The following is an 18,061-nucleotide window of genomic DNA, read 5'->3' as shown; positions in this document are numbered from 1 at the left end:
GGTTACTCACACGAAACGAGAAAGAATCGAACCCATACGTCGGCGTTTGAGCGTCCCACGGACGATTGGAACGATCCGCGGGATGTCCTCCAGCCGTGTGTAATCTACGAGTTCGAATCGATCGTCGTCTCGAAATATTTCGTCCGTCTCACGATTCAGGTGACACCCGCCAGCGACGGTGTGCCATGCGGGCGCGAGTACGTCGTGGGCGATACCCACGGCGCCTTCCCCGCGGACGTGCTCGAGAAACCGGAACTCACCACCTGGCTTCAGTACCCGGGCCACCTCGGAGAGTGTGGCATCAAAATCGGGGATGGTACAGAACACGAGTGACGCGATGACGACATCGAAGGAATCGTCAGCGAACGGGAGTGCTTCTGCACCGGCGCTTTCGATCTCGATTTCAAGCCCGAGGTCGCGTGCTCGTTCGAGCGCTTTCCGGCGCATATGTGGGTCTGGCTCAATCGCGAACAGTGTGACAGTTCCGCTGTCAGCAGCTGCTTCTCTAACGTGCGGAAACATCGCACCTGTCCCCGCACCAAGGTCCAGAACCGCCCCGGCGATATCATCCACGAGATAGCGGCGGTGTTCGGCAAGCACGGTTCTCTCTGCCGGTTTCATCACCGGATCATACAGCCGCGCGAATATCGGATGAGACGGCTCAGTCGTCTCTATTCTCTCGTTCAGTGTCATGAGTGTTTTCAGAGTGTGTTGAATCAGTTTCGTGTTCGTGGTGGGCGTACCAGCGAGGTTCGGGCCATTGGAATCCACCTTCACGGTAGACGTCGAACACGCCCCGCTCAATGTCGTCGCGAATGATGTCGGCGGTTCCCTCGTCAACGCTCACGAAGTGACACAGCGGGTGGCCCGGGTACGCCACTGCATTTTCGAGGACACCGACAACGATGCCGGTCGATGGAGCGCGAATCGTCTCGATGTCGTTCTTGAAGTGGTCGGAAATCGTGAACAGCGGCTCGTCTTCCTCAACGAGAGGGTGCGGGCCCCACTCCATCTCGACGAGCCCCCCAGTTTCGGCACGGAGCCACGTTTTCTCACCGTCGCGGGCGACCACGCGCGTCCACCCGGGCCAGGACACCGGTTGGTTGGGAAGGACCTCGTGTTCGGCGAGGACGCTCGCGACACAGTGGAGCGCTCGGTCGAGGTGCGCGGTCTGGAATCGATGGGCGCGCCCCATCTCAACCGTGACCGTGGGGATACCGTCCTGACAGGCCACGCGTCGGAGTGTCCCTCGTGAACCCTCGCCGTCGAGGATGACGCTCGTGCCGAACGCGCGGGCGAGTCGTTCCACAGCCGGGTCGCGCATATCTGCGCGGACGTGGTACATCGTCGTGCGGTTGCGCGTCGACGTGTGGAAGTCAAGCCCGATGTCACACTTCGAGATGAACTCCTCGTAAATCGTGTTTGCGAGCCGTTTTGCTAGCGTACTTCGAGCACTGCCAGGGAACGAGCGGTTGAGATCTTCGTCATAGATCGGGATGTACCGTTGCTGGGCCAGAAATCCTGGGACATTCAGTACGTGGAGGCAGACAAGCGTCCCGTGAAGATCACTCGGTTCGTACTCGGCTGCGACCTCTTGGATGATCTTGACCCCGTTGAGTTCGTCGCCGTGAACTGCGGCTGTCAAGCAGACTGTCGGTCCCGCTTGGTCACCATTGACGACAGTGACTGGCAGTTCAATCGCGTCGTCGTGAAACGTTGTCGCGACGGCATACCGGAACTGAGACTTCTCACCGGATGGAATCGTCCTACCCCCGACTTCGATCTGGTGTGGTGAATCACTGGTCATTGGTTCCCTCCCTTCGTTCGGTCGGTCTGTTCCTGCTGCGGTGGTTCGCGGTGCGTTCGGCCGAGGAACCGCGGCACCGATCTGAGATATTCCTCGTAGGCGTCGCCGTACTGCTCGCGGAGCCACGGCTCTTCGGCGAGTGGTGCGAGCAGGAACCACACGATTCCACCGATGGCGAGAATGACCGTTTGAATCGAACCTGCGAGGAGGCCTCCGCTGGCGAGCATGGCGATGAACCCCACGTACTGTGGATTGCGAGAGAAGCGATACGGTCCCTCAGTTTGAAGGTGGCCTTCGAGACCACTGCTCTCCCAGAATCCGAGTGTCCACATCGCCCAGATGGACAGCGCTGTGCCTGCTACGAAAACAAGCACACAGACGAGTTGCACCACCACCGGTGGTTCGTACCAGTGCCACCAGTCGAGGTATGCAACGCCGACCAGACCAACACCGTATAGCATCCACGCACTCCAGCTCACCCAGAATGTCCAGTTCCGCGTTCCGTGCGGCCAGAACTGGAATGTTGGACTGACGATGGTAGCAAGGAGGCCACCCAGTAGGAGTCCCCCAGATAGGAGACCGACGCTGAACAATGTCTGTGTCGCCTGGAGTGCCATAGGGATCACGCACCAATGTCGGGCACGGAAATATCGGCGCTGCGGAGACGACGGGCGTTGATAGCGACGATGATCGTCGACAGCGACATGAACACGGCACCGATGGCCGGCGACAGCAGGATGCCGATCGGTGCGAGGACTCCGGCAGCGAGTGGGAGCGCGAAAACGTTGTAGCCGGTCGCCCAGACGAGATTCTCCTGCATCTTCCGGTAACTCGCCTTCGAGAGCTTGATGAGCCGCACCACGTCCAGCGGATTATTGTCGACGAGGATGATATCGCCAGACTCGATGGCGACGTCGGTCCCTGAACCGATGGCAATACCGACGTCAGCTCGCGTGAGTGCTGGCGCGTCGTTGACGCCGTCGCCGACCATCGCGACTAGTTTCCCCTCGGACTGGAGCGCTTCGACTTTCGTGTCCTTTTCGTCGGGGAGTACCTCCGCGAAGTACTGGTCGATACCGAGTTCCTCCGAGACAGCCCGTGCGACGTCCTCCGAGTCACCGGTCAGCATCGCCACCTCGATGTCCATCGCGTGTAGCGCCTCGATGGCCTGCCGACTTTCTTCCCGAATAACGTCCGCCAGCGCAAATGCTGCGACGACTTCGGATTCGTCGTGAACCAGGTAGATAACCGTCTCTGCGTTCGAGCCAGCTTCCTCCGCGAAGGCAGCGATTTCGTTGGGCCGCTCGATACCGAATTTCTCAATCAGGTTCGGTCCACCGATATGCACCGTCTCGCCGTCCACAGTGGCTCTGACGCCGAGACCGCGGAAGTTCTCGAAGTTCGAAACGCTCGCTCGCTGGACGTTCCGTTCCTCGGCGGCGTCCCGGATGGCGCGAGCAATCATGTGCTCGGAGTCACCCTCGACACCAGCGGCGACTTCGAACGCTCGCTCTTCACTCCAGTCACCCGCCGTCTCGACACCGACGACGCCCTGTTCGCCCTTCGTGAGGGTCCCGGTCTTGTCGAACATCACCGTGTCTAGGTTGCGGGATTCCTCCATGGCAATGCGGTCGCGGATGAGCATCCCGTTCTTGGCAGCCGTCGAGGTGTTGATTGCGACAACCAGTGGAACGGCCAGGCCGAGTGCGTGTGGACACGCGATAACCAGGACCGTCACGACACGCTCGAGGACGGTGATATTGTACCCGGTGGCGACGACCCACGCGACGGCCGTAATCGCCGCGACGCCGAGTGCCACGTAGAACAGCCAGCCAGCTGCCTTGTCGGCGAGCAACTGGGTCCGAGATTTGGATTGTTGGGCCTCTTCGACGAGTCGCATGATGCCCGCAAGCGCCGTCTCGTCGCCAGTCTTCGTGATTTTGACGCGGAGGCTCCCGTCCTGATTGACCGTTCCGGCGACCACCTCTGATCCGGGCTCTTTCCCGACTGGTCTGGATTCGCCGGTAATCATCGACTCGTCAACGGACGACTCGCCCTCGACGACTTCGCCGTCGGCAGGCACGCTCGCGCCCGGGCGAACGAGCACGATGTCGTCCTCGCCGAGTTCGGAGACAGGCACTTCCTCGGTATCCCCACTCTCTGTGATGCGCTCGGCAGTGTCGGGCATGAGTTTCGCCAATTCGTCGAGCGCCCCTGAGGCTGCTCGGACCGACCGCATCTCCACCCAGTGGCCCAGCAGCATGATGTCGATCAGCGTGACGAGTTCCCAGAAAAACGGTGTCGTCCCTTCGAGAAACAGACTCGCAACCGAGTAGACGAACGCGACCGAGATCGCCAGCGAGATGAGCATCATCATGCCCGGCTCGCGGTTTTTCAGTTCCGTCCGGGCCATCGAGAGGAAGGGCACACCACCGTATGCGAAGATCACGACCGCAAGTGCCGGCGTTATCCACGCACTCCCGGGGAACGTAGGGGCCGTATAGCCGAAGACGTCCTGAATGAATTCGCTAAAGATGAGGACTGGCACCGAGAGCGCGAGCGACACCCAGAATCGTCGCCTGAACATTGCCTCGTGGCCTGAGTGATCCGTGTGATCGCTGTGGTCCCCGTTTCCACCCCTGTGTCCCTTCTCGTGGGCGTTACCACCATGGTCGTGCTCGTCGTGTACGTGCTCTGCTTCTGTAGAGTGAGCGTGCTCGGCCGCAGCGGGGCGGTGCGCGTGTTCGGCATCGTGCTCGTGTTGCGCGTGTTCGTCCGGGGGTTCTGATTCCGTGGGGGCCTCATCCGCCGTAGGTTGTGCTTCGTGCTCAGGAGAGTGGGAATGCTGCTCTGATGACGCGTGGGCTGATGCTCGTGGTTCCGACTCTGCTTTTAATCGGCAAATTCGACAACAGTAGACGGGTCCTTCGGATTGATGTGAGGTGTGGCCCTCTTTAGAGGGATTTTCGGAGGTCTCGTGGTCTGGATTGTTGCTCATGGCGTGGGTTTTGGTGCCGTCCCTTATTATGCTGTCCAGACCCTGATACAGCGCGGTGCCATCGAAAGGGTCGGCAACGAACGAGAACGGCGGGGCGGTCGGTGGCGTGCGTTCCGGTGGTTCTCAGGCGGAGGCGGTGTATCCAGCGTCCTCGACGGCCTGGACGAGTGCCGTGACGTCAGCATCGCCATCGACGCTCGCCTGTTCAGCTTCTCTATCAGCGTTCGCGTCGGTCACGCCGCTCACTTCTCGAAGCGCGTCTTCGACGGTCTGTTCACAGTGGCCGCAGGTCATTCCCTCAACGGTGATGGTCGTCGACATACACAGATACATACGAGAGGGACCTCTTTGTCATTTTCTGCTTCGAATCCAAAGTCTATCCGGTATTGGAAAATGGCATTCGAAATCTCACGCTGGGAAACAGTCTTGTGATGCGGGGGTTCTATGCGTAGATATGCGTGATTTAGACGAGACAGACATGGAGATCCTCTCGTTACTGGCAGAGGATGCACGGCGCCCGTTCAGCAGTATCGGTGAGGAGGTGGATCTCTCGGGTCCAGCCGTCTCGGACCGTGTGAAACGGTTAGAGGAAGCCGACATCATCAACGGCTTCACCATCGACGTGAACCGGGCACAGCTGCGAGCTGGCGTTCCGGTGTTCGTCCAGTTTGAAAACGACACATCGGCCATCGAGCCACTTCGAAGCCGACTCCAGGATGCGGAGGGTATCGAACATCTCTTCGTCACTGCCGAGGGGAAAATCTGGTTCTACGGCCGTGCGGAGGGGCAGAACGTTCGACGGTGGATCAATAGCCTCCTCGAAGATGCGCCATCGACGGACTACTCGGTGACGCTCGTCGATGACCTCGAATGGACGCCCTCACTCGACGGCACTGAGTTCGCAATCACATGTGCCGAGTGTGGGAATACGGTCGATAGCGAGGGCGAATCCGTTCGAATCGACGATGATGTCTATCACTTCTGTTGTCCGTCGTGCCGTAGTCGCTTCGAAGACCAGTATCAGCGTCTCGAAGAAGGGGCCTAAGCTGTAGTCGCGGTTTCCGCTCCGAGTCGATGGGGTCGACATTGGCATCCTTCGGCGGTGAAATGGAAGTAGACCTTTGAATCTAAATTCTACACCAGTCTAAAGCCCTAGTCTCGAAACAGTAACTGCACTAAGGAAGGACCACGTAGTATAGGACAGGAATGGGAACGCGAACTGCACATCTCGACATCACAGGGATGACCTGTGCTAACTGCTCGGCGACAGTTGGCGATGCGCTCGAGTCCCTCGACGGCGTTGTCGAGGCGAACGCGAACTTCGCCACTGACGAGGGCTCCGTCGAGTACGACCCTGACGAGGTATCGCTCGAAGAGATATTCGAGGCCATCGAAGATGCCGGGTACGGTGCGGTGTCTGACACCGTGACAATCGGCATCTCCGATATGACCTGTGCCAACTGTGTACAGACCAATGAGACTGCCCTAGAGAACACACCAGGTGTCATCGCGGCCGAGGCGAACTTCGCCACCGACGAAGCCCAAGTCCGGTACAACCCCGCGGACACGTCGCTGGATGCACTCTACGATGCCATCGAGAGCGCGGGCTACTCGCCCGTCCGAGAGGACAGCGCCGACGGCGACTCCGGTGAGGACGCGCGCGACGCCGCGCGACAGGCTGAGATCCGCAAACAGCTTCGACTGACCCTGTTTGGTGCGGTACTCGCCGCTCCGCTTCTCTTCTTCCTGCTAGAGAAGTACCTCCTCGGCGGCGGGGTCGTCCCGGAGACGGTCTTTGGTGTCGAGTTCGGCTGGGTCGAGTTCTTGCTGGCGACGCCCGTTCAGCTGGTGCTCGGCTGGCCGTTCTACAAGAACTCGTACAATGCGCTGGTGAACAACAAGCGCGCCAACATGGACGTGCTGATCGCGCTGGGCTCGACCACCGCGTACGTCTACTCCGTCGCCGTCCTCTCCGGGCTCATCGCGGGCGGCCTGTACTTCGACACCGCAGCGCTCATCCTCGTGTTCATCACGCTCGGGAACTACCTCGAAGCCCGCTCGAAGGGCCAGGCCGGCGAAGCACTCCGCAAACTGCTGGAGATGGAAGCCGAGACGGCCACCGTCGTCGACGAGGACGGCAACGAGGAGGAAATTCCGCTGGAAGACGTCGAGGTCGGCGACCGGATGAAGGTCCGACCCGGCGAGAAAATCCCGACGGACGGCGTGGTCATCGACGGCCAGTCGGCGGTCGACGAGTCGATGGTCACCGGAGAATCCGTCCCCGTCGAGAAAAGCGAGGGCGACGAGGTCGTCGGCTCCACCATCAACGAGAACGGCGTGCTCGTCGTGGAGGCGACGAAGGTCGGCGAGGACACGGCACTCCAGCAGATCGTGCAGACGGTCAAGGAGGCGCAGTCGCGCCAGCCCGACATCCAGAATCTTGCGGACCGCATCTCTGCGTACTTCGTGCCGGCGGTCATCGGGAACGCAGTCTTCTGGGGGCTGGTGTGGTTCCTGTTCCCCGAGGTGCTCGCCGGCTTCGTCGAGTGGCTCCCGCTGTGGGGCCTCGTCGCCGGCGGGCCAGCCGTCGCAGGTGGGGCCGTCTCGGTCTTCGAGTTCGCCGTTATCGTCTTCGCCTCCGCGGTGCTCATCGCCTGTCCCTGCGCGCTGGGGCTGGCGACGCCCGCCGCGACGATGGTTGGGACGACTATCGGCGCACAAAATGGCGTGCTGTTCAAGGGTGGTGACATCCTCGAACGCGCGAAGGACGTCGATACGGTCGTCTTCGACAAGACTGGGACGCTCACGAAAGGTGAGATGGAACTGACCGACGTCGTCGTGTTCGACGGTGACGGACAGCCGCTCACGGATGGCGGCGATACTGCTGCCGATGGTGGCCAACTGACCGCTCGTGACCGTCTCGGTGAGGAGGATGTCCTGCGGCTCGCGGCCACGGCCGAACATGCGAGCGAACACCCGCTTGCCCGTGCCATTGTCGACGGCGCCGAAGAGCGGGGGATCGACGTGACCGACCCGGACGACTTCGAGAACGTCCCCGGCCACGGCATCCAAGCGACCGTCGGTGACAGCGAGGTCCTGGTCGGAAATCGGAAGCTCCTCCGTGACAACGGAATCAACCCGTCGCCCGCGCAGGACACGATGGAGCGCCTCGAGAACGAGGGGAAGACGGCGATGCTCGTCGCCTACGAGGGCGAACTCGTGGGTGTGGTCGCGGACGCCGACACGATCAAGGAGAGCGCGAAAGACGCGGTGAGTCAGCTCCAGGAGCGCGGCGTCGACGTGATGATGATCACCGGCGACAACGAGCGTACCGCCCGCGCCGTCGCCGAACAGGTCGGCATCGACCCCGAGAACGTCCGCGCGGAGGTCCTCCCCGAGGACAAGTCCGACGCCGTCGAGTCCATCCAGGACGAGGGGCGGCAGGCGATGATGGTCGGTGACGGCGTCAACGACGCGCCCGCCCTTGCCGTCGCGTATGTTGGAACGGCCATCGGCTCGGGTACTGACGTCGCCATCGAGGCCGCGGACGTCACGTTGATGCGCGACGACCCAGTCGACGTCGTGAAAGCGATCCGCATCTCGGACGCGACGCTCGCGAAGATCAAGCAGAACCTCGTCTGGGCGCTCGGCTACAACACGGCGATGATCCCGCTCGCGTCACTCGGTCTCCTGCAACCCGTGCTCGCCGCGGGCGCGATGGCGTTCTCCAGCGTGTCGGTGCTGTCGAACAGCCTGCTGTTCCGGCGGTACACCCCAGATCACGACTACAAACTGCTCGGGAAACTCCGCTGAACACTACTGCCCTCGACTCATGTCATCTATTTCCCGCCGCATGGTACACGCGTATCTCGTCGAGAACGCCGATACTGAGCCCACGTACCTTCGGGCTCGGGATATCGCCAGCGACCTCGATGGGTCACCGAAAGCCGTCGCACAGTATCTGAGCCAGCTCCAAGACGACCTCACCGACGTGTCGCTCGAACAGTGGGGGCGCTCGAAGAGCACAACGTGGCGAATTGAGGTGAGCGAATCGTGAGTACCGTTGCGGGGCGCGTCGAAACCGTCCTCCCCGACACCGGCACCCGAGAATGGTGGGCGCTGTATCTGCTTGCCCCGGTCGTCCTCGTCGGTGCCGCACTCCTCGCGTTCCCGTCGCTCGTCTACGACCGGTTCGTCTGGCAGTATCTCTGGGGCCCGGTCGTCGCCGACGCTGCCGGCCAGCCAGTCACACACAAGGGAATACAGGCCGTCCGCGGATACAACACCGTGAACACGGTGGCCTATCTCGCGGCCGTCGTGTACAGTCTCCCAGGACTCCGGGCATATCTCGACTACCTCGATGTCACGTTCGATGCGCGGCTCGCGTACGGGTTCGCCCCAATCATCGTCGCCGGCGGGGCGATGCGCGCCCTCGAGGATATCGGACTGCTCGGCGACTACGCAGTGTGGTTCATCACGCCCTCGATCTACTTCGTCGTTACCGCCGTCACCGTCCTCGCACTCGGCGTCGGCGCACTCGCTCGCAATCGGAATATCGGGTCCATCCCGTCGATCGTCGGTCTCGTCGGGTCGGTCTGGGCGATTGGAGCCGTCGGGTGGGCACTCTGGTATGGACTCTCGACGGCAGCGACATTCCGCCTGTGGGTTCCTGTTGCGACGACGGGGATCGCCCTCGGCGTGACCGCGCTCTACTACTGGGGGGCGAGCCTCGTCGATATTGCACATCTCCGCCATCCGCTGTTCCTGTTGGCCGTTTTCGGGCAGATGTGGGACGCTGCGCAGAATCTCGTCGGCGTGACCTTCCTCGGCTATTCCCCCAAGCTGGTCGTTACGAATCTCGTGTATCAAGCGACTGGATTCTCGGGGTCAACATTCGTTCTCAAACTCCTCGTAACCGGTGGCATCGTGTGGTACCTCGCAGACGTGAAAGACGAGATGAATCACACGTGGTGGTGGCTCATGACGTTCTTCATCGGGGCGATCGGACTCCCAATGGGCGTCCGTGGATCCCTTCGAATGATGCTCGGGGTCTGACAATGGAGACGATGAACACGAGCGATACGATACGGCAGTACAGCGCGGCAATCGCACTTGTTTCGGGAGTCTACTCGCTGCTCTCCGCGACAACCGGCAGCGGGATGATGAGCTCGAACAGCGGGCTCCTTATGGCACTCCTCGGCGTCGTCGTGGTCGTCCACGGCGTCGTCCTGCTGACGCCCTACGCGAGTCGGCTCGGGAACGCGAGTGGTCCCCTGATGATCGGCTACTCGCTCGTGATGTTGCTCAACCAGGCACTGGTCGGTGTTACCGGGAGTATGAACTGGGGAATGGGTGGCGGGATGGAGTCCGGTATGAACGGCGGAATGGATGGCGGGATGAGCGGTGGCATGGGCTCGACGATGACCGCCGGGATGGCCTGGGACCTCGGAATGGTCGCGCTCGCAGTCCTGATGTTGTTCAGTGGGATCATCATGATGAACCGGCGAAACGACAGCTCAGGGATGTAATTCGGCGAGACGAATGACGTCCGTACCTACAGCGACAACGAATCGACTGCCCAGCTACCTCGCCCCGCTCCCCCGGCGCGTCGAGGACCTCGCACTTCGGTACGCGTGGGCCATCGTCGCGATTAATCTGGCCGGGACTGCGTTCGGGTTCTGGTACTACCGCTTCCAGCTCGCCCAAACCCCGATAGTGATGTGGCCGTTCGTCCCCGACAGCCCCGCTGCGACGCTGTTCGTCGCGCTTAGTCTCGCCGCGTGGAAACTGGACTACGACGTCGAGTGGCTCCATATGCTCGCCTTCTTCGGAAACATCAAACTCGGGCTCTGGACGCCGTTCGTCCAGCTGGTTCTCAACGGGGCGGGCGATATCGAACCCTGGCTCTACTGGTTTCTCATCGTGAGCCATCTCGCGATGAGTCTGCAGTCGTTCCTGATTTATCGCTACGCCGAGTTCTCAGTCAGTGCGGTCGCCGTCGCCACCGTCTGGTACGGGCTTAATGACATCGTGGATTACTTTGCGCCGCTCGTTGGGGAGTTCCATCACACGTTCCTGCGGGCCGAACTCGTCAACGGAATCATTGATCACTCGGGGCAAGCCCACGACTTCGCAGCGGCCGCGGCAGTGACGCTGACGCTTGCCGCGACGTTTCTGGCACTAGCGACGCGAATAAAGAAACTCGAACCGAGCGGTGATCCCTCCAAACGAGGGCTGGACTAATGAATTGCTGCTCACGACGAACGGTGCTTCGTCGGAGCGGGGGTGTGCTAACTGCCGGGATGGCCGGAATTGCTGGCTGCCTCGGAGGGGGAGGCCCGCCGGAGCCAATAGTCACGATGACGAGTGACCTTCGGTTCGATCCTGTTGAGATCACAATCGAACCCGGCCAGCAAGTTACCTGGGAGAACAAGAGTCCTGCTCCCCATACGGCATCAGCATACGAAGAGTCGCTGCCAGAGGAGGCGGCGTATTTCGCCAGCGGTGGCTACGAATCCGAACGGGCTGTCCGACAGAGCACGTCGTCGAGAGGATTTCTCGAACGAGGTGAGACATATAGCCACACGTTCGATATCCCAGGAACGTACCGATATTTTTGCTTGCCACACGAGGAGAACAGGATGATTGGTCGTGTCGTCGTGGAATGAACAAATCGGGTAGGCGAGACAAATGGGCGAACAACGCTTATTGAGTACGGTGTATAATACACAGTACCGAAAGCTGAACTGATGAGTACAGCAACGGAATATCTGGACGAGATCCGTGTTCGTTTTGGCATCGAGAGTAGCGATATCGTCCGCTGGGGGGCGGTCTTGGGGGTCGAGTTAGCGGTGGTCTGGGGGTATTTCCTCGTTACCCAAACGTCCGTGACTGAACCGAGGTATGTGGTATATCCATTCGTCTGGATCAATCTCGGAGCACTCGCAATTTCCCGGACACGCCCATCCGCTCGTCGATTCGGTGTACGCGCTTCGGCGGCGTCCATAACGGGAATATATCTGTTCGTACTGCTGACGCTCGGTGGGTTACTTCAGCTCGGATTGTTCCAACACCTCGGTTCCGGAGCGGAGTTTCGTATTTCCTGGGTCACTCCTGGCTGGGGGCCAATCATCGTATTCAGAAATACGTTGGTACAAACGGTCATCGTCCCGTTCAAACTCGTGGGGTACCTTTCGATTGCGTACCTCCTGTACGCTCGGCTACTCGACGCGACGAAGGGCGCCCTCTCCGGGGTGTTCGGTCTCGTTTCGTGCGTCGGCTGTTCCTTCTCGCTACTCGTGCCGTTACTCGGCGCCTCCACATTCAGCACGATTGCGTGGCTCTCATGGGACCTCTCGACGCTCGTATTCGTGGCGACAGTCGGGATGCTGTACTGGAGCGACGAACTCGGAGCGAGGCTCACCCGCTGGGTACCCGCCGGCGACGGGTGACTGTTGAGGACAACGGACAGGGACACCGCCCGTAATGCTCACACGAAGATGGAGTCTACCACGATGGCCACAAGAAGCACACCGAGATACGCGTTCGCCGAGACGAACGCGTTCCTGGCCGCCCGATCGGTTTTGCGACGACAGAGTCGGACGACGAACCAGAGGAAGACGGCGCCGGCGACGACGGCGCTCACGGCGAACAGCCAGTCGAGGGCCGTCAACGCACCCAGGAACGCGACCGCAACCATCGTCGCCGCGAGGTACAGCACAATATGTCGTCGGGTTGTCTCCTCGCCCCGCACGACGGGCAACATGGGGAACCCGGCAGTTGCGTATTCCTCCTTGTACATAAGTGCGAGATTGTAGAAGTGAGCGGGCGTCCACAGGAAGATGACCACGCTCAACAGGAGAATCTCGAACCCGATCGAACCTCTGACGGCACTCCACCCGATGAGTGCGGGAAACGCCCCGACTGCGCCGCCGATGACGATGTTCTGGGTGGTGTTCGGTTTCAACAGGATGGTGTAGCCAACGCTGTAGGATAGGATCGCCAGCAGACCGAGCAGCGCTGCGAGGAGATTGACGCGGGCTGCTAACACCCCCAGCGAGGCGAACGCGAGCACAATCCCGAAAGCCGTCGCACGCCGGACCGAGACCCGCTGTTCCACGAGGGGGCGGTCCGCCGTCCGATTCATCTGCTCGTCGACATCGCGTTCGAGAACGTTGTTGAACACACCGCTCGCACCGACCGCCAGCACACCACCGAGGAGCGTCCACGCGATGCGGTCCATCGGAACGGTGCGTCCCCCGGCCAGTAGCATCGCCGCGAGTGCAACGAGACAAAGCAGCCACATCAGCCGGGGCTTGGTCATCCGGAGATACTCCCACGAACGTCCCGGAAACAGCGAACGAACGCCCATCCGCGTCGACTTACTCGAAGCGCTCGGCCCGCGAGCAGAGCCCGGTTCGGCCGCGGAGATGGATAGATCGTCACCAGCCATCTCCGCTTCGACACCGTCATGGCGGTCGAACACACCGGCGTTCGGAATATCGGACTCGTCCGAGACGTCGGTTAACTGCCGTGCCAGCGCGACCGTCAATGCGCCGAAGATGGCCACGGCAACAACCAGATGCGCCCCGCTGACCGAAACCGACGTGTCTGCTCCTACAGCCAGTGCTCCGACCGCGACTTGAACCGGGTAGAGTGTGACGGCAGCGATGATGGGGCGGCGCACTCCCTTGGCGACGCTGTCGCCACGGACATGCCACGTGAGCCAAAGCAGACCGAGGCCGACGATCAGTGCGAGCACCCGGTGAGAGAGAACAACGATTACGAGCGCGGATATTCCCTCTTCGAAGGTCAGCCCATCACAGGCAGGCAAGGTCGGACACGCGGCAGACGCCCCCGTCACGGCAGTCGTCGCCCCAGCCAGCATAAGTGCGTAGACGCCGAGCACGAGCGTGAACAGGGCGTCAGTCGTACGCCGGTCGACAGAATCGGTGTGGGCTGGCATACGCTCACCCCGGGAAGTAGACGAAGGCCAGAATGAGAATGGAAAGGAAGGTGAGGAAGTGCCAATACGCCTCCGTCGTCTTGACCATGAGGTGACGGTTCGAACTGAAGTGATCTCGCCCCCACGCCCTGTAGGCGATAATGCCACTCAACACCAGGCCTGCTAAGAGGTGAGCCGCGTGTGTCCCTGTCAGCACGTAGTAGGCAGCTGGATACGGACCCTGAGAGGGAACTGCGCCGCCAGCAGCCATATTCATCCAGTCAAGCGCGAACACCACGAGATACGCCACACCGAACACCATCGAGAGCGCGAGTCCCCAGTTGAATGGCGCCCGCTCATCTCGTGCGATAGCGTAGCGGCCGTAGCCAAGAGCGACGCTGGCCGCGAGTAGCAGGACCGTCATCACGATTCCAAGCATCAGATCTGGTCCCGGCATTCCCTCGGGAGGGAACGGCCCACGCGTCGCCTTGAGGTAAAACCAGACGACGAACAGCGAGGCAAAAATTATCAACTCGCCGAGTATGACCAGCAACATCGAGATGTAGCCGGACTTGAACCCGAGCAGCTGACGTTTTTGCGCCGGAACAACACCCGTCTCAAACTCCTCAATCGTGTATTCCTTCGTCCAACCCCACATACCGTATATCAGGACCGGAATCCCGATGACCAGCGCCACGGTGAACATCGAAAGCCCGAGCCCCGTGAAGAACATGCCCAGGGCGACGAACAGCGGGTACTTGCTACCGTGGGGGAAGCCCTCGGCTCCCTCCCCTCGGCGAACCGGTTCACCGGGTCGATCAGACATATCTTCGTTTGACATGGTTAGTGGCCTCCTTCCTCTTCCTCACCGTGGCCGCCTTCGCTAGCCTCGAAACTCTCCGGAACTGTCCCACCGTTGGCCTCCACCCACGTCCGGTAGTCCTCTGGCGAGACGACGAACACCTGTGAGACCATCTGCGAATGGCCCTTTCCACAGAGTTCGGCACACGTGACCTGATATGTATCGGCGGGGATTTCAGTTCCATTTACCGTGATGGTCCGTTCTCCCTCAACCCCTTCAACGGAGAACCACGCCGAGTTGACTTGTCCCGGCATGGCGTCTTTTTTCACGCCGAGTTCCTGAATTGCGAAGGAGTGAATCACGTCGGCTGATGTGATTCTGAATTTAATCACGGTGTCCGCAGGCAGGACGACGTGATTCCCCTGCGTGAACGGGACGCCAGCAACGTCGTACCGGAAGAACCACTGTCCTGCGGTGATGTCCATCTCGAGGACGCGGTCCGTTCCGGCCTGTGTGGTCGGGTCGGCGGCTTGGTCGGTCTGTGCGAGCGCGCCCGCCCCCATGAAGACGGTCATCAGTACCAAGAAGGCGATGCCCAGACTCCACACGCTGAACGTGTAGCGACCACTGCCGGGACGGAGTTTCGCGGCAGTTTCACGGCGTGGAGCGGCGTATCGATAGACGAACCAACCAGTCACAGCGACGAACCCCCCGCCACCAACCATCGCGATGACGGACATCGTCACACGGAAGTTGTGGATGATTCCGATGGGTTGACCGTTGGCGACCTCTTCGAGCGTAACGACCCCGAAGTCATAGAAGAACAGCCCGAGTCCGAACGCGATGACAAGCGCCCAGAATGCTCCCGAGAGCGTGCCGTATGAGCTGTCGTCCGGCACGGTAACGTCGTCGTCCGCGTCACTCATCGTTATCACCTCCGAGATTGACGCCGACGCCACCATCCGACACGACCGTCCCAGAATCGTCGTCAAGGTCAACGTCAACGGCATCATCGGGAATGTCGTCGTAGACGTTCTCCGGCGTCGGCGCGTGGTGCGGGAAGCCGTCCCACTCGGGAGAGGGCATATTCTGTCCTGAGAGGACGTCTTCCCACGGGTTATCGACCTGTTCTCCATATCGAAGACTCCAGAGCATATTGACGAAGAACACAAGCTGTCCGGAGGCGACGAAGAACGCGGCTCCGGTGGTCAGTATATGCCAGAACTGGAGTTCCGGCATGTAGGTGTAGGTCGCGTAGCGCCGCATCATCCCGAGTTCGCCCAGCCGGGCCATCAGGAAGAACAATAGTGGAAGTCCTCCCAGCGTCGTGACTGCGTGGTACTTGCCGGCGAGGGAATTGTACATCCGCCCAGTGATGAGTGGATACCAGTAGTACACGCCCGCGAGGAGGCCCATAACGCCGACCATGAAGAGTGTGAAGTGGAAGTGCCCGACGACGAAGTACGTCGAATGGAGCTTCTGGTCCAACGCGGGCTGACCAAGCTGAAGGCCCTCCATCCCGGAGTAGACGAGTCCAACGAGAAGCCCGATAGAGAACAGCATCGGTGTCGTGAGATGAACCCGTCCCTTGTACATCGTTGCGAGAGCGCTGAAGAGATAGAGGCTGAACGTGAGGGCGATGACCATCGAGAACACCATGAAGGCGTACCGAGAGGCCCCAAGTCCGGTGGTGAACATGTGGTGAGCCCACACGCCCGCGGAGAACAGTGAGAGCGTCACAAAGCTGACGATGACCCACTTGTTCCCGAAGATGGGGCGCTCGCTGAACCGGCCGATGATCTCCATTGCGATCCCCATACCGGGGATAACGAGGATGTACACCTCCGGGTGACCAAATGTCCACCATATCCACTGGTAGAGTAAGGGTGCGCCCCCAGTTCGGGCGTTGTAGAACGTCATCTCAAGCGCCCGTTCGAGGAAGTTCAGGTTGAGTGCGGTGACGACCCACGGGAACGTATAGAATCCGAGTGCGGGCGTGATGATACCGATCGCCCAGCAGGCCATCGGAATGTCGAACCACCCGAGATCCGGCCGTCGCTCGTTCACGACGGTGACGAAGAAGTTGATGCCGCCGGGGATCGAGCCGCCGCCCAGAAGCAGCGTGAGTCCGACAATCTCCGCGTCGATCCCCGACGAGTTGAGCATCGTCGTGAGTGGTGGGTATTGGAACCACCCACCGTTCGCTGGGAGCCCTGTGAGTCCGAGGGCGTTTGTGAACAGCGGGAGCCAGAGGAGCAGCCCACCCGCGGTGATTGACCATGCACCGAGCGCGTTCCAGCGCGGATAGGCCATCTCCTCGGCTCCAACCCAGTGAGGGATGAGGTAATTCTGGAATGCCCCTGTCAGCGGCGGAATGACGAAGAAGACCATCGTCAATCCGTGGAGCGTGAGGAGGCTGTTGTACCCCGCGGAGTTGAGAATCGCGTTGGCAGGGGAGAGTGCCAGTTCCGTCCGAAACACCAGTGCTGCCAGCCCGCCAACCGCGAAGAAGAACAGCGCGTTCCAGAGGTAGATGATGCCGATGACTTCGTGATCGGTCGTATACAGCCAGTACCGCCATCCAGACGGGCCGTGGTGGCCGTCGTGGTCGTCGTAGTCGCTCCCACCGCCGTCCGTAGCGTGTTCTGTCATCAGTGTCCACCTCCGCCTTCGCCGCCCTCCTCACCGTGACGTACCATGGTTCGGAGATCGCCCTCGATTTTCTCCTTGATTACGGGCCCGTTGACTGGGTCTGCCTCAACGATGGGCGAGAGGTCAGCGGTCATGCCGGGTGACCAGCCCTCGCCTTGGTTCTCTTCCCAGAGTTCCCCGACCACAACGGCGCCGGCCATCCCACTAACCCCGTAGTGGGGCTGACAGAGATAGAAGTAGACCCCCTTCTCCTCGAACGTGTGGGTATATGGTCCATATCGTATGAGTTCGGTCTCGCCCACCGCGTCGAACTCGCTGTCGTGACTGCCTGGAAGCAACCCGGAGTCGAACGAGGCTCCGTTTTCAGGAATCAACCGCGGATAGCCTGCCATAAGGTCAGGCGTGATGGCTGTCGCAGAGTGTGTCCGTCGTTCAGAGATGCCTTTGGCGGTGTGCGCCCAACGAACCGTTGTTCCGGGCTCCACCCACACCACGTGCGGCATGAAGTGATAGTTGTTCGTGTCGTCATCGTAGGCGATCATCGCAACATCCACGAACCCCTCGTCGTTCGGCTCAGCCGGATACTCATCCATCGCCGGTGATCCCACCATCGCCTCGAACCCCATCTGCATCATCGGCTGCATGTTCGCACCGATGGAACCCTCGGTCATCTGCGATTGGAGACAACCAGCGAATGACATCATTCCTATCGCTCCGGCAGTGCCAGCACGTCGCAAGAAACGACGACGATCTATCTCGTTAGCCACGCCAATCACCCATGAGTCGTACTGACATGGGCAGCCCATTCTCGTGTGGGGTAATATAATATAATGACCTTTCAGATGATACTACTGGCCG

General features: G+C 60.7%; 18 protein-coding genes. 8 read left to right on the top strand and 10 right to left on the bottom strand.

Features of this window, described 5'->3' with window-relative positions; genetic code table 11:
• Window positions 1–6 precede the first annotated feature (6 nt).
• The 5 genes from RJT50_RS17145 to RJT50_RS17125 form a co-directional block, all read right to left on the bottom strand.
• Complete coding sequence (locus RJT50_RS17145) at window positions 7–693, bottom strand: class I SAM-dependent methyltransferase (RefSeq protein ID WP_211087815.1); 687 nt, start codon at window positions 691–693, stop codon at window positions 7–9.
• A complete protein-coding gene (locus tag RJT50_RS17140; protein WP_313696119.1) occupies window positions 662–1,807 on the bottom strand; it encodes a succinylglutamate desuccinylase/aspartoacylase family protein in 1,146 nt (381 codons plus the stop codon). The genes RJT50_RS17145 and RJT50_RS17140 overlap by 32 nt, the downstream gene beginning before the upstream one ends.
• Window positions 1,804–2,424 (bottom strand): methyltransferase family protein, encoded by a 621-nt coding sequence (locus tag RJT50_RS17135; RefSeq protein WP_211087813.1) that lies wholly within the window; start codon window positions 2,422–2,424, stop codon window positions 1,804–1,806. The genes RJT50_RS17140 and RJT50_RS17135 overlap by 4 nt, the downstream gene beginning before the upstream one ends.
• A 5-nt stretch (window positions 2,425–2,429) precedes the next feature.
• On the bottom strand, window positions 2,430–4,394 hold the full coding sequence (locus tag RJT50_RS17130; RefSeq protein ID WP_245333066.1) for a copper-translocating P-type ATPase: 1,965 nt from the start codon (window positions 4,392–4,394) through the stop codon (window positions 2,430–2,432).
• Between the two features lie 534 nt (window positions 4,395–4,928).
• Window positions 4,929–5,126 (bottom strand): heavy-metal-associated domain-containing protein, encoded by a 198-nt coding sequence (locus RJT50_RS17125; protein ID WP_211087811.1) that lies wholly within the window; start codon window positions 5,124–5,126, stop codon window positions 4,929–4,931.
• 133 nt (window positions 5,127–5,259) lie between these two features.
• On the opposite strand from RJT50_RS17125, the gene RJT50_RS17120 reads away from it, so the two are divergent.
• From RJT50_RS17120 to RJT50_RS17085, 8 genes are all read left to right on the top strand, one after another.
• Window positions 5,260–5,850, top strand: coding sequence for an AsnC family transcriptional regulator (locus RJT50_RS17120; RefSeq protein WP_313696118.1), 591 nt, complete (start codon window positions 5,260–5,262; stop codon window positions 5,848–5,850).
• Window positions 5,851–6,011: 161 nt separating this feature from the next.
• On the top strand, window positions 6,012–8,618 hold the full coding sequence (locus tag RJT50_RS17115) for a heavy metal translocating P-type ATPase (protein WP_211087809.1): 2,607 nt from the start codon (window positions 6,012–6,014) through the stop codon (window positions 8,616–8,618).
• Between the two features lie 40 nt (window positions 8,619–8,658).
• Window positions 8,659–8,862 carry a DUF7123 family protein gene (locus RJT50_RS17110; protein WP_245333057.1) on the top strand — a complete coding sequence of 68 codons (204 nt, stop codon included), beginning with the start codon at window positions 8,659–8,661 and terminating at the stop codon, window positions 8,860–8,862.
• Window positions 8,859–9,860 carry a DUF63 family protein gene (locus tag RJT50_RS17105; RefSeq protein WP_211087807.1) on the top strand — a complete coding sequence of 334 codons (1,002 nt, stop codon included), beginning with the start codon at window positions 8,859–8,861 and terminating at the stop codon, window positions 9,858–9,860. Before RJT50_RS17110 ends, RJT50_RS17105 begins: the two co-directional genes overlap by 4 nt.
• Before the next feature lie 2 nt (window positions 9,861–9,862).
• Window positions 9,863–10,333, top strand: a complete 471-nt coding sequence (locus tag RJT50_RS17100; RefSeq protein WP_211087806.1) for a hypothetical protein — start codon at window positions 9,863–9,865, stop codon at window positions 10,331–10,333.
• A 13-nt stretch (window positions 10,334–10,346) separates the two neighbouring features.
• A complete protein-coding gene (locus RJT50_RS17095) occupies window positions 10,347–11,048 on the top strand; it encodes a DUF1405 domain-containing protein (protein ID WP_211087805.1) in 702 nt (233 codons plus the stop codon).
• Between the two features lie 44 nt (window positions 11,049–11,092).
• Entirely contained in the window at window positions 11,093–11,473 is a 381-nt protein-coding gene (locus RJT50_RS17090; protein ID WP_310902017.1) for a plastocyanin/azurin family copper-binding protein, read from the top strand.
• 81 nt (window positions 11,474–11,554) lie between these two features.
• Entirely contained in the window at window positions 11,555–12,256 is a 702-nt protein-coding gene (locus tag RJT50_RS17085) for a DUF7546 family protein (protein WP_310902016.1), read from the top strand.
• A gap of 38 nt (window positions 12,257–12,294) precedes the next feature.
• Here RJT50_RS17085 and cyoE read toward each other — a convergent pair whose 3' ends face one another.
• Genes cyoE through RJT50_RS17060 form a run of 5 tightly spaced genes read right to left on the bottom strand, consistent with a single transcriptional unit; the run spans window position 12,295 to window position 17,874 of the window.
• Window positions 12,295–13,770, bottom strand: a complete 1,476-nt coding sequence (gene cyoE, locus RJT50_RS17080) for a heme o synthase (protein ID WP_310902015.1) — start codon at window positions 13,768–13,770, stop codon at window positions 12,295–12,297.
• Between the two features lie 4 nt (window positions 13,771–13,774).
• A complete protein-coding gene (locus tag RJT50_RS17075; protein ID WP_310902014.1) occupies window positions 13,775–14,590 on the bottom strand; it encodes a cytochrome c oxidase subunit 3 in 816 nt (271 codons plus the stop codon).
• 2 nt (window positions 14,591–14,592) lie between these two features.
• Window positions 14,593–15,477, bottom strand: a complete 885-nt coding sequence (locus RJT50_RS17070; RefSeq protein ID WP_313696117.1) for a cytochrome c oxidase subunit II — start codon at window positions 15,475–15,477, stop codon at window positions 14,593–14,595.
• Window positions 15,470–17,203: a cytochrome c oxidase subunit I gene (locus RJT50_RS17065; protein ID WP_313696116.1), complete on the bottom strand. Its 1,734-nt coding sequence runs from the start codon at window positions 17,201–17,203 to the stop codon at window positions 15,470–15,472. Before RJT50_RS17065 ends, RJT50_RS17070 begins: the two co-directional genes overlap by 8 nt.
• Window positions 17,203–17,874: a cupredoxin domain-containing protein gene (locus tag RJT50_RS17060; RefSeq protein WP_310902011.1), complete on the bottom strand. Its 672-nt coding sequence runs from the start codon at window positions 17,872–17,874 to the stop codon at window positions 17,203–17,205. The genes RJT50_RS17065 and RJT50_RS17060 overlap by 1 nt, the downstream gene beginning before the upstream one ends.
• Between the last annotated feature and the right edge of the window lie 187 nt (window positions 17,875–18,061).

Source organism: Halobaculum sp. XH14 (assembly GCF_032116555.1).
Taxonomy (GTDB): Archaea; Halobacteriota; Halobacteria; order Halobacteriales; family Haloferacaceae; genus Halorarum; species Halorarum halobium.
The sequence above is the reverse complement of the archived record's forward strand: the minus strand, read 5'-3'. Positions and strand labels throughout refer to the sequence as shown.